Genomic DNA, 13,660 nt, shown 5'->3' with positions numbered 1-13,660 from the left:
ATTATTACTTCACTACTTGAAGTATCGTTTTATCCTGGTGTTCAATTAATTCATACCGCACTCAGCAACGCCGTTCTTTTATATCGCTCACCTCTATGGCTTGCGGTGATTTCCCAACAGCGTAGATATCCCACATAACACGGTAGGCAAGTTCAAGATTGCGAGTGAAACGTGGTGTATCAAACAGTGGGTAAGTGGTACGATTTTGTGCTAATTTCTCTTTGATTTCCTGCAATGCTGTAGGGGAATGTGCTAAATGTATGGCTAATTGCTCATATTGCTCTAAGTTATTAGTGATTAACTCTGGTAAACCAACTGCTGTCAGCAAACTAGCCCCAACACGAGAAGCAAAGGTTTTTCCTATACAAGTGACGACTGGTAAACCTGTCCATAAAGCATCACTAGCAGTAGTGTGAGCATTGTAATAAAAGGTATCTAGAAATAAGTCTGCTAATTGATGTCTTGCTAAATGTTCTGCTTTGGGGTGATATTGGGCAAAAATTAAGCGATCGCCATTAATTCCCCATGCTTGGGCTTCTCGTTTGAGGTTATCCTCAGCAGCCGGAAATCTGACAAGTAACCACAGCACACTTCCTGGAACTGCGGCGAGAATCCTCATCCAAACATCGAAAATCTGCGGTTCAATTTTATAGTTGTTATTGAAGCAGCAAAAGACAAAACCCGACTCTGGTAAACCATACTCAGAACGAGTCATAGAGGTAGAAGCGATCGCCTGTTGATGATCGTTAACTTGATAGCTGTGGGGTAAGGTGACTAACTTCTCGCTGAAAGCATCAGCAAATTCTGGTGGTGTGACTACTGGATCGCTAATTATATAGTCGATAAATTCAGCGCCCATCGTTCCAGGATAGCCCAAATAGCTGACCTGAATCGGAGCAGGTCGTAAAGCTAAAATAGCGCTGCGAGAACCAGCAGTGTAACCTTTGAGATCGATTAATATATGAATGCCATCATCATAAATCTGGCGGGCGCTTTCTTCTATAGATAAAGTAGTAATATCTCGGAAGTGTTCGCAGTTAGCAGCGATGTGTTGGCGGTATTCGCTGTTATCGTCTGCACTGAAAGAGTAAGCAAATATCTCAAAATTAGCTTGATCGTGCAGGTTAAATAAGCTTTTTATCAAATGACTGGTAGCATGGTTGCGAAAATCATTGGATAAATAGCCAATGCGTAGCCGCCCAGTCAAGGAATGACAATGAGTAAAATTGAGAGATTTTTGTACCCATTGTTTCTGGATATTTTCTCCATGAGTCCGAGCTATTTTTAGCAAAAAATTCCTGTCCCAAGGCTTGTATATGGTGTCAAAAGGGCCGATTGTTGTCGGTTTTGCTTTCTCAACCTCAGAGAGAGTTTGTTCCCAAATGCGGGTTAAATCAGATTGACGACTACGCCAATCGCAACTCATTTCTTTGAGGTAAAACAGGTAATTGAAGGCTTCAGCCGAGTCTGGTTGCAGTTCTAAAACCTTTTCAAATATTACCCTAGCTTCATCTACTTCACCTTGAGTAGTCATCGCCAAAGATATCAGCGCTGACCCCAAACGGTTGTAAGCTTTAATATAATCTGGTTTGTGGTCAACAGCCGCACGATAACAAGCGATCGCCCCTGCTAAATTCTCTTGCGCCTCTAATACAATCCCCAAATTCAGATAGGCTTCGGCATAACCGGGATTTTTTTGTAAAGCCTCCTGAAACTTAGCTGCTGCTGCTGATAGCTTACCTTGCATTTGCCAAGCTAGACCCAGGTTATTGTGAGCAAAAGCATAGTTCGGGTTACTGAGAATTGCAGATTGAAAATAAGCGATCGCTTTTTCTAAATTTTTCTGGGCTACGCAGATAATACCCAAATTATTGTCTGCCTCTGCATATTTAGGGCTAATTGTCAATGCCTGTTGGTAAGCCAAAACAGCTTGGTCAGTTTGTCCTTGACTGTCCATAATTACCCCCAATTGATACCAAGCGGGAGCATATTGGGGATATTGGCTAATTATTTGTTCGTATAAAGCGATCGCCTCTGTCAATTGTAGTTGTGTTTGTAAGGCTAATGCTTGTTGATAAAGCTGTTCTACAACTGGAAATTGCTGCGATTGGGTTGACCATAACCAATCAGAATTAGACCAGTCTCGACTTTGAGGTGTGATTGCAGAGATGTTGTCCTGATCTGCGTTGTTAGTAAATTCTTGTATAGGCGATAGCACATTTCCCCCAATTAGCGGCGAACGTGGATCAAGGGTAATCAGCTGCTGAATCTCTTCAGTATGGAATCCCAGCGCCTGCGGGCGAGAGACTCCTGATAACACCTGCACATCATAAAGTTCCGTCACTTCTCCTTCTAGACGCAACCAGTGGACAACTTGGCCAGTTTTCAAATCAATGACCATCAATCCACAGCGGGGTTCAGTATTTTTACTGGCTAAATTCTCATCCAGCTTTAAACCAGAAAAAGTTTTGTCGCGGGGCTTAGATAAGCCGACAATGGCATAATCGCCACTAAATGCCAAACCACGTAGAAAACCGGGACAAAAAGCCACAGGCTGAAATACTCCATCAGCATCGATATAGCCAAATTCCCCCGTGCCAGCATTCAGCAACCACAACTTACCCTGATAAAATCGTGGGGCGTGGGGCATAGATAAACCCCTAGTCATCATCGATTCAGCAATAGATGACCATCAAATACTTGCTCAAGGGATTTTACCCACAGCCGAAGTAATTGTCCTCAACAAACACCAAGACGGCATCGCCCAAATCAGCGCCCTCTGCAAAAACCATCCCGCAGTCGGCATCCAGATAATTGCCCACGGTAGCCCCGGCAACTTGCAACTAGGTAATAGCCAACTAAACTTAGCCAACCTCCACACCTATCGCCAGCAACTACAACAATGGCAAGTCAGGGAAATCCTGATTTATGGGTGTGAAGTCGCCGCCACAGAAACCGGAAAAACCTTCATAGAACAGCTACACCAACTCACCGGGGCAAACATCGCCGCCTCAACCCAAAAAATCGGCAACATTCAACAAGGGGGAACCTGGGAACTAGAGGTGAACATCGGGCAAATCACCTCCACCCTGGCCTTGCAACCAGAAATTAGGGAAGCCTACCCTGAAGTGTTTGCCACTTTTGACACTGCCACCAACTTCTCCGTCGGGACTAATCCCCAATCAGTAATAGTGGGAGACTTCAACGGCGACGGCAAGCTGGATTTGGCTACTGCTAACGTTACAAGCAACAACGTCTCCGTGCTGCTAGGGTTAGGCACAGGCGGCTTTGCCACTGCCACCAACTTCTCCGTCGGGACTGGTCCCAGGTCAGTCACAGTGGCAGACTTCAACGGCGACGGCAAGCTGGACTTGGCTGCCGGTAACACCACCAGCAACACCATCTCTGTACTGCTAAATGTCAGTGCCACTTTAACAATTACCGAAACTGTTGCCCCAGTCACCACCCCCACCTACACCGCCCTCACCTACACCGAAAACGCCGCCGCCACAATCATCGACCCTGGCATCACCGTCACCGATGCCGACTCCACCAACCTCAGCAGTGCCACCGTCAGCATTACCAGCGGTTTCGCCGCCACAGAAGACACCCTGTCCTTCACCAACCAAAACCCCATTACTGGCAGTTATACCAACGGTGTCTTAACCTTAACTGGCACTGCCACCGTCGCCCAATATCAAACTGCCCTGCGTTCTATTACCTATCAAAACAGCAGCGACAACCCCAGCACCACTCCCCGCACCATCAGCTTTGTTGTCAATGATGGCAGCTTAAATAGTACCGCTAAAACCCGCAACATTAATCTCACTGCTGTCAACGATGCCCCAGTCACCACCGCCACCAACACCGCCCTCCCCTACACCGAAAACAACCCCGCCACAGGCATCGACCCTGGCATCACCGTCAGCGATGTCGACTCCACCAACCTCAGCAGCGCCACCGTCAGCATTACCAACGGTTTCGCCGCCACAGAAGACTCCCTGTCCTTCACCAACCAAAACGGCATTACTGGCACTTATACCAACGGTGTCTTAACCTTAAGTGGCACTGCCACCGTCGCCCAATATCAAACTGCCCTGCGTTCTGTTACCTATCAAAACAGCAGTGACAACCCCAGCGCCATTTCCCGCACCATCAGCTTTGTTGTCAATGATGGCAGCTTAGATAGCAGTCCTACTACCCGCGACATTAATCTGACTGCCATTAATGATGCCCCAGTCACCACCGCCACCAACACCGCCCTCACCTACACCGAAAACAACCCCGCCACAGCCATCGACCCTGGTATCACCGTCAGCGATGTCGACTCCACCAACCTCAGCAGCGCCACCGTCAAATTTACCAGCGGTTTCGTCGCCACAGAAGACACCCTCGCTTTCACCAACCAAAACGGCATTACTGGCACTTATACCAACGGTGTTTTAACCTTAACTGGCACTGCCACCGTCGCCCAATATCAAACTGCCCTGCGTTCTGTTACCTATCAAAACAGTAGCGATAACCCCAGCACCACTCCCCGCACCATCAGCTTTGTCGTCAATGATGGCAGCTTAAATAGCAACCCTGTTACCCGCGACATTAATCTCACTGCCGTTAATGATGCACCCACAGATTTGGAGTTGAGTGCCAACACCGTCAATGATGAAGCCGCAGCCAACACCGTCATCGGTACATTCAACAGCACCGACCCAGATCAAAACGATAATTTCACCTACAGCTTAGTTTCGGAAATTGACGATACTGATAATAATGCCTTCACCATTGATGGCAATACCCTCAAAATCAACAATTCTCCAGACTTTCAAACTAAGCCTACTTACAAAATCCGCGTCCGCACTACTGATAACGGTAATCTCAACTTTGAGAAGGTGTTGACTATTAATGTTAATGACGAAATACCCAGCCGTCTAACTAACCCCGATGATGATGTCTTCAACATTACAGGTCAGGATGCCAAAGCCACACTGGAAGTCCAACTGACTGGACACAATTCTCAACAGGTGAATGAACTGGGTTTATTTACTGTTGATGATCCTCAAGGTACAATTAACGGTATTGCTCCTAGTGCTGAAGGTTATGCCCAAGCTGCAATACTTCGCTCAGAAGTAATTTTATCTGCGATCGCTAATACTCCCAATGGGTTTGATACTAATAATCTCACCAGGCTGCTGCAATTGAATTCTGGTCAGAATTTTAGATTTTTGTTAGTTCAAGACGGTACGCTTGATGCTGTACGCAATGATCCTAATTCCATTGGCAAGTTACTGTTTTCTAGTGTCTCAACCCAAAAAATTACCGACTTGGGTGATAATAGTTTCTCTTTAGGCTGGAAGGATGCTTCTGGTAATAGTTCTACAGATTTTAATGATCTGGTGGTGAAAATTAACCAGACTGATCAAGCTTTACCTTTGGGTACAAATCTCCAAGGTCAATTTCAAGGTGAATTGATTGATTTGCGAGATGTCCAACAATCAGTTCAAGCGGAATTTAATGTTTACAGAGAGGCGTCTTATAACAATTATGTCGGCTTTTATCAGGTGACTGATGAAAATGGGGGAATTGATACCAATGGCGATGGCATAGCCGATGTTCTCACGGGACAGGCTGGTTATACTCAAGCTGCTGTCCGTGGCAAAATTGCAGGTATTGATTTGTCTGTGAGTAACCAAGGTTCTGCTACTTACAATGGTGTGTTCCAACCTGGTGCGATTTTTGCTCCCTTCATTATTGTGAATGCTACTCCTGATGCGATTTTAGATGACAATTCTAGTAACGATCCGGCGGTTTATTTCCCGTTCTTGGGTGCTAATTCTGATCATACGGATCACATTAGCTTGTTAGCTAGTAATACTTTTGGCTTTGAGGATTTGTCTGGTGGTGGCGACAAGGATTTCAATGATCTGATTATCAAAGTTAATTTGACTACTGCTATGGCGGGTCTCGCTTGAGTCTAATACAGACCTAACCCCCAGCCCCTTCCCTACAAGGGAAGGGGAGCAAGATTCAAAGCCTCTCTCCTTTTAGGAGCTACCGTGATATACACAAGTCAAATTACCCCCTTAATCCACCCGATGCATTGGTAGGAAACAAGAAATCCAGTTCCCACCCCAAAGCATCGGCTACGGTATACACACAAGTCCTAAAAACCTAGCTTGATAAGACTTTCCTGGTTTTTCTTTGTTCCCAGTCGGAGGCTGGGAATGCATTCATAGATATGCAAATGCTTTTGCATAAGTTTTTAACTTTGTAGTGAGAAGTACTTAAAGTTACTTAATGCATCAAACGCTACCCACTTTTACGGTTAGCGCTAGGATAGCTATGTATTTTATGAAAGTATAAATATGGCTCAAACTTTTTACGTAAATCCAGTATCCGGCAGCAATACCAATCCTGGTAGCCAACAAGCCCCCTTCAAAACTATTACGCAAGCTCTCAAGGTAGCTACTGTTGATACTAAGATTCAACTGGCAGATGGTAATTACAATGCTGCTAGTGGTGAAGTCTTTCCGTTAACGATTCCATCTGGCGTAACAGTGGTGGGTAATGAAGCCAATAAAGGCAATGGTATTTTAATTGAAGGAAGTGGTAGTTACCTGAGCCGTACTTTTGCTGGTCAGAATGTCACTTTTGTGCTGCTGGATAAAGCGCAACTCAGGGGCGTGACTGTGACAAATTTGGCTAGCCGTGGTAGTGGTGTCTGGATTGAATCAACTGCCCCTACTGTTGCCAATAGCACCTTCATCAACAATAAGCGGGAGGGAATATTTGCTACAGGCGATGCTAATCCAGTGATTCTAGGTAATGTGTTCAGTGAGAATGCAGCTAATGGAATTGCGATCGCTAAAAATTCTAAAGGTCAAATTGAAAATAATACCTACTTCAAAACAGGTTTTGGTATTGCCATTAGTGATACTGCATCACCCATTCTTCGAGATAACAGAATCTATGAAAACCGTTCTGGCATTGTCATCTCTGGTAGTGCCCGTCCCGTATTACGTAATAATGTCAGCGAAAATAATACTGATGATGGGCTTACAGTAATTGGAACTGCTCTACCGGATATCGGCAGTACCAATAATCCAGGAGGCAATACTCTACGCAATAACGGTAAATTTGATTTGCAAAATGTCAGTTCCAACAAGCTGATTTCTCTAGGAAATAAAATAGATGCGTCTAAAGTCGCCGGAAACATAGAGTTTGCAGATAGTTCGGTTCCAACGCCAACACCAACTCCCACACCAACACCAACTCCCACACCAACACCAACACCCACACCAACTCCCACACCAACACCAACACCAACCCCAACTCCAACACCAACCCCAACACCAACACCAACCCCAACTCCAACTCCAACTCCAACTCCAACAATCGAATTAACCGATATTGCGAATCATTGGGCAAGTGAGTTTATTCGGGAATTAGTCAAATTGGGGATAGTTAATGGTTTTCCCGATCGCACATTTAAACCCGATGCGACAATGACACGGGCACAATTCGCGGCAATACTGGTAAAAGCTTTCAACCCGCCACCAAGCCGTGCAGCGATCAAATTCAAAGATGTACCAGCAGACTTCTGGGCATCCAAGGTAATTCAGCAGGCATATCAGGGTTTATTTCTCTCTGGTTTTCCCGACAATACCTTTAGTCCCAACAAAAATATCCAGCGCGTGCAAGTGATTGTCTCCCTGGTGAATGGATTGGGGCTATCTAGCGATGGTACGGCAACTATCAAAGTTTTCGATGACCAAGCCAAGATTCCTGAATATGCCAAGGATGAGGTAGTAAAAGCTATAAACAAAGAAATTATCGTCAATTACCCAAACCTGAAACAACTCAATCCTACCCGCGATGCTACACGCGGTGAGGTAGCGGCGATCGTGTATCAAGCATTGGTAGATGCTGGGCGTGTAGCAGCGATCAACTCATCTTATATTGTGACTGCTTGAGGGAGGCAGGGAGCAGGGGAGCAGGAGAGAGTTCAAATACCAAGTTCTTTCCCCTCTGCACCTCTGACCTCAAGCTTGTGAGAAATGCGGGGTATGCATTCTTTGCGTTAGCCTACGGTAGTTTTGCGTCTACGTTAAAAAAATTGACTTTGATAAAAAGTTAAGCTTTAATGCAAGTGTATTTAGCGATCGCTACCAATATTTACTACTGACTGCTTTTAACAGTGTTTTCACCTGCCCCACTTTCCTGGAAACCAGATTAAATCAGGCTTTCTTAATTTTGAATTTTGAATTGGTATTATTACCATGTTCCAGTAATAGAATTGATAACGAAGGCTTGGTAAAGTCTTCAACTATCAAAAGATAGAAGCTTTAGTAGCAGATTTTACGAATTGTAGAAAATCGAAAATCTGTATTCAAAGTAAGCTTGTAGCATATAAAACGCTTGTAAGATTTTTATGACTTCCCGGATTCGCTTTTTAATGTGTCCTCCTGACCACTATGACGTGGACTATGTGATTAATCCTTGGATGGAAGGGAATATTCACAAGTCATCGCGCGATCGCGCCGTGGAACAGTGGCAGGGACTACATCAAATCCTCAAACAACACGCCATTGTAGATTTAGTACCACCTGAAAAAGGCTGGCCTGATTTGGTTTTTACCGCCAACGCTGGCTTAGTTCTAGGCGATAATGTCGTCCTCAGTCGCTTTTTGCACAAAGAACGTCAGGGAGAGGAACCTTTCTTCAAGCAATGGTTTGAGGCAAATGGTTATACAGTCAATGAACTTCCCAAAGATTTACCCTTTGAGGGAGCAGGAGACGCACTGCTAGATCGGGAAGGACGCTGGTTATGGGCAGGATACGGTTTCCGCTCGGAATTAGATTCTCACCCTTATCTAGCTAAATGGCTAGATATTGAGGTGCTATCCCTACGACTCATTGACGAACGTTTCTATCACCTGGATACCTGCTTTTGTCCCCTAACAAATGGCTATTTGCTGTACTATCCCGGTGCTTTTGATTCTTACTCCAACCGCTTAATTGAAATGCGAGTCGCACCAGAAAAGCTAATCGCAATTGAAGAAGCCGATGCAGTCAACTTCGCTTGTAATACGGTGAATGTTGATAGCATCGTCATCATGAACAAGGCGAGTGATGCTTTGAAAACCCGCCTTGCAGATGTAGGTTTCCGAGTGCTGGAAACACCGCTGACAGAATTTCTCAAAGCTGGTGGCGCGGCTAAATGCTTAACTCTGCGGGTTACAGAACCAGTTAGAGATGAAATTCATGCCAATGTCTCGGTAGAAAGCCGCGTCATTCGCATGGAAGGGCATTTGCTCGATGCTGGGTTAATTAACCGCGCTTTGGATTTGATTATAGATGCCGGGGGAAGTTTCCAAGTCCTGAATTTCAACTTGGGAGAACAGCGCCAAAGTACCTCAGCCGCAGAGGTGAAGGTATCAGCACCATCCCATGAGGTGATGGAAGAAATCATCTCAATGTTGATTGATTTGGGTGCTGTAGATTTACCCCATGATGAGCGAGATGCTATCTTGGAGCCGGTAATCCAAGATGGTGTTGCACCTGATGATTTCTACGTCAGTACAATTTATCCCACCGAGGTGCGGATTAGTGGTCAGTGGGTGAAGGTAGAAAATCAACGGATGGATGGTGCGATCGCTATTACTCAAACTCCTACAGGTTTAGTTGCTCGGTGTAAAATACTCCGCGATTTAAAAGTTGGCGAACAGGTAATTGTAGACGTTTTAGGTATCCGCACCATCCGCAAAACTGAATCGCGGGAACTCCGCAGCACCCAAGAATTCAGCTTTATGTCGGCGGGTGTTTCCAGCGAACGGCGCGTGGAATTGGTCGTTGAGCAAGTGGCTTGGGAATTGCGTAAAATCCGCGATGCTGGTGGTAAAGTAGTTGTCACGGCTGGCCCGGTGGTGATTCACACTGGTGGCGGCGAACACTTGGCGCAACTGGTTCGGGAAGGATATGTACAGGCGTTGCTGGGTGGTAATGCGATCGCAGTTCACGACATTGAGCAGAATATCATGGGCACTTCCTTAGGTGTGGACATGAAGCGGGGTGTCGCCGTCCGTGGTGGACACCGCCATCACCTGAAGGTAATTAATAGTATCCGCCGTTATGGCAGCATTCCGAAAGCTGTGGAGGCGGGGGCAATTAAAAGTGGCGTGATGTATGAGTGCGTCCACAATAATGTACCTTTTGTGCTTGCGGGATCGATTCGGGATGACGGGCCTTTACCTGATACCGTAATGGATTTGATTCAAGCACAGGAGGAATATGCTAAACACCTAGAAGGTGCAGAGATGATTTTAATGCTGTCATCGATGCTGCACTCGATTGGCGTGGGGAATATGACTCCGGCTGGTGTGAAAATGGTGTGTGTGGATATTAATCCAGCTGTGGTGACTAAGTTAAGCGATCGCGGTTCTGTAGAATCGGTGGGTGTGGTGACAGATGTGGGATTATTCCTTAGTCTGTTGATTCAGCAGTTGGATAAGTTGACAAGTCCTTATGTGAATAAGGTAGGTTAAGAGAACGAACCGCAGAGGCGCAGAGGGCGCAGAGAAAGGGAGATGACAAGAGTAGCTTTCAGTGAAGATTTGCAGGTTAATTGGGTCAGTTTGATTGCTGATTTCTTGTTGGTAGGGATGGTTTTTGGCCCGCCTATCGCTCCCTTTTTGGCTGCGTCTGGAGTGTCTTTGCTTCCTGGAATTGCGGACATCATTTATTTCATGGGTAATCATGTCTGTCCGCAACCAGATATGGGGTTAGATTTAGCACCACCGTTTATTATGGCTGTGTGTATGCGCTGTTACGGCACTGTCACGGGTTTGCTAATTACTCGTCTGTTGTATGGGGTAACTGGTGGTAAGGGATTTTACTGGTTAACTCAGTATGGCTGGAGTGGTGCAACGCTAGCTAGTGTGCTAATGATGGCTTATCCTTTGGAATTGGCAGCACAAGTTTTTGGTTTGTGGAGTTTTAATAACTATCTGGTTACGCCTTTTGGGTTGATTACGGGTTTAGCATGGGGATTGTTTACCATGCCTATTTTGCATAAGTGGCATAGTGCTAAAAGTAGCTTCAGTTAATTGTAGAGACGTTGCATTGCAACGTCTCTGAAGATTATTAGTATAGTTCCCTCCTTTTTTAATAGGTTACGAGGGATTAAGCCTTAAACCAAGGGCATTGATTTACCAAACTGCGAGCTGATTTATGTTTACGTTTTTGTCGTAAACCCACACTTAAGGCTCCAAAAGTTAATGCACCCAATGCAAAATTAGGTTCGGGAACACTGGCAATAGTAGATTTATTTTCGTTTGTAAGACCATTCCAGCCGCCAAACTCGTACAACTCTAACCGATAGCTAAACAAACCGTCTGAATCACCAATAAATTGCAGAGGTGCTGAAAATTTCAGCACAGTGCCATCGAGGCTGTATGGTGCTGAACCCCGAATCTTACCCCAACCTCCTGAATTTGGTTCCGATGGATCAACGGAGAAAACATCACGTATCCGAACGTCACCTGAAACGTGAATTTCTTCTCCGCGAATAATTGAAGAAAGGTTACTATAGGCAGAGGGGGGTCTAAAAATAGGTAATTCCCCACTTGGATCGATAAAGTATTGAAAAGAGTCGGCTTGTCTATCAAATTCATCAACTGTGAAAAAGTCCGGCGCTTTATTAAAATTTATAGTAAATAACACTTCTTTGGCATCAAGATTTACTAATGCTGACTCTGATTCAACGAATAGTGCTGCTTGCGCTATTTGCCCTGTGCCTAAAGCTATTAAAGCTGCTCCAAGGAGAGACATTGGTAACTTTTGTGCGTATGTCATAAAAATTACTTTTTAACCTTAGTATGACATTAAGATAATACAGTAAATAACATATTAGCTAAAATTTATCACAGTAATTTCACTGAAAATTTATGATGAGTTTACATAATTTTTAACAAATATTGTACTACTGAGGATATGCAATCGCATTCTTTAACTAACAGCCTGAGTCAAAGTCACTAATTAGCGATCGCTAATAATGTAAATACTAGCGATCGCTAATTGTTATCGTCTTATACTGGTTGTACCTACCTCAACCTTCTGCGCTCCTTCAACAATCTGGTAAAGTTTGTCTTCCAATTTCTGCATACATGCCGACCAATCAAATTCGAGTATAGAGGGGCGAGCGTGTCTAGTCATATCTGCTTTCAAATCAGGATTTTCCAGAATCGCAATTACCTTTTGAGCGAAGTCTGTAGGGTTGTTAGGTTGGGCAAGGAAGCCGTTACGACCAGAAGATACTTGTTCTGAGGTTGACGGTGCAACAACAGCAACCAGAGGGGTTCCAGACGCTAATGCTTCGTTATTTGTCGTGCAGAAGTTCTCGGTAACGGAGGGGTTAACAAAAATATCCGCTCTGGCAAACCAACCTAGAAGTTCTGTACCGTGAGACTCACCCCATACGGTAATACCCGATCCAAACTTTTTAGCACGCTCGCGAATCTCTTCATCCAAGGGGCCACTACCAACAATCACTAGATGAACATCAGGAATTTTGGCTGCTATGACTGGAAAGATATCAAGCAGTTGGTTGACATTCTTTTCGGGTGTGATGCGTCCGACAAACAACAGAGTTGGTCGGTTATCATTGGGAATTGGGTCGTAACAAATGTTTCGCGGGTGAAATTTTTCGCAATCGATACCTTGATAAGCGACGTATTCAGCGCGTTGGCATTTCAGTTCTTCGTATTTAGTCAGTTGCTCTTTAGAAGAGAAGTAATTGAAGTCATAAGACTCACTAAATTGCTTAACTAAAACGGGAACGATGGGACGAACCAAATTGAAGAATCGGTCTCCAAAGTAATATTTGATATACGCAACGATATCTGTATGGAAGAGTGATATTATTGGCGTGCCTGTTCGTTTTGCGTATTGAGTACCGATTGGACGACCATAACCTTGCAAGAAAAATGAGTACAAACCTCTCATTTGCGCTGCTTCTTCAACCACGATAATATCGGGTTTGAATTTCTCCAGCAACTTGGTATCGCTCCAATGTCGATAGTTCAATGGTTGAGGAAGAGACTTGTAGAATAGCAGCGGTTCTGTGGGGAATGCGTAAGCAGAGAAGTTGGGGAAAGACTGAATTTCCTCTAAACCTGGCATGGGGCGATCGCCGACATTTTTGGGGTAGCGATCGTTAATTTGCGGATGGATTAGAAAAACCTCATGTCCCTGCTCTAGCAACCAACGAACTCGTTGGTGAACTGCAACGGAAACACCAGTTAAGAAAGGAGCATACAATCCTGTAAACAGTGCAATGCGAAGTTTTTGCTTAGTCATAATAAAGGGGAATATTTCACAAAATTGCTGGTTTTTAACTTAGGATTTACGCAGCTTATGTTTCATGAACATCCTGATTATCTGGCTCAGAAATTCCCACTAATACAGTTAGACTAAGGATTTACGCATTGTCAAATAGCTGAAGTTTTCGATTTTGAAGTGGATGTTTATAGTGCTTCTAGTTTGTGTGTAATAGAGTCTGCTCTCTCCTTATAGAAGAAATGCTTTGAGGTTTAGTTCCCTGACAGTAACAAAAGTTTTTCCATTTTTCTCTCTTAATAACAGATGGTTAGAGAGAGGTAGAGGAA

7 protein-coding genes are annotated in these 13,660 nt (G+C 44.6%); 4 read left to right on the top strand and 3 right to left on the bottom strand.

Going from position 1 to position 13,660, the window contains the following annotated elements; genetic code table 11:
• Nucleotides 1–61 precede the first annotated feature (61 nt).
• The gene (locus HWQ43_RS20070) at nt 62–2,668 is read right to left on the bottom strand and encodes a DUF4915 domain-containing protein (protein ID WP_292737312.1); all 2,607 of its coding nucleotides are present in this window, start codon (nt 2,666–2,668) and stop codon (nt 62–64) included.
• Between HWQ43_RS20070 and HWQ43_RS20065 the strand changes: the two genes are divergently transcribed.
• From HWQ43_RS20065 to HWQ43_RS20050, 4 genes are all read left to right on the top strand, one after another.
• A complete protein-coding gene (locus HWQ43_RS20065; protein WP_366932867.1) occupies nt 2,649–5,969 on the top strand; it encodes a DUF4347 domain-containing protein in 3,321 nt (1,106 codons plus the stop codon). The two genes, HWQ43_RS20070 and HWQ43_RS20065, sit on opposite strands and share 20 nt — an antisense overlap.
• Nucleotides 5,970–6,362: 393 nt before the next feature.
• On the top strand, nt 6,363–7,970 hold the full coding sequence (locus HWQ43_RS20060; protein WP_292737308.1) for a DUF1565 domain-containing protein: 1,608 nt from the start codon (nt 6,363–6,365) through the stop codon (nt 7,968–7,970).
• 458 nt (nt 7,971–8,428) lie between these two features.
• Entirely contained in the window at nt 8,429–10,540 is a 2,112-nt protein-coding gene (locus HWQ43_RS20055; RefSeq protein WP_292737305.1) for a TIGR00300 family protein, read from the top strand.
• A gap of 42 nt (nt 10,541–10,582) precedes the next feature.
• Nucleotides 10,583–11,101, top strand: a complete 519-nt coding sequence (locus HWQ43_RS20050) for a DUF2085 domain-containing protein (protein ID WP_292737303.1) — start codon at nt 10,583–10,585, stop codon at nt 11,099–11,101.
• A 76-nt stretch (nt 11,102–11,177) separates the two neighbouring features.
• Here the strand turns inward: HWQ43_RS20050 and HWQ43_RS20045 are convergent, their stop codons facing one another.
• Together HWQ43_RS20045 and HWQ43_RS20040 are read right to left on the bottom strand one after the other, a co-directional pair.
• The gene (locus HWQ43_RS20045) at nt 11,178–11,849 is read right to left on the bottom strand and encodes a hypothetical protein (protein WP_292737301.1); all 672 of its coding nucleotides are present in this window, start codon (nt 11,847–11,849) and stop codon (nt 11,178–11,180) included.
• Nucleotides 11,850–12,074: 225 nt separating this feature from the next.
• The gene (locus HWQ43_RS20040; protein WP_292737299.1) at nt 12,075–13,352 is read right to left on the bottom strand and encodes a glycosyltransferase; all 1,278 of its coding nucleotides are present in this window, start codon (nt 13,350–13,352) and stop codon (nt 12,075–12,077) included.
• Between the last annotated feature and the right edge of the window lie 308 nt (nt 13,353–13,660).

It is taken from the genome of Nostoc sp. JL31, from assembly GCF_017114965.1.
Classification (GTDB): Bacteria; Cyanobacteriota; Cyanobacteriia; order Cyanobacteriales; family Nostocaceae; genus Nostoc; species Nostoc punctiforme_A.
The sequence above is the reverse complement of the archived record's forward strand: the minus strand, read 5'-3'. Positions and strand labels throughout refer to the sequence as shown.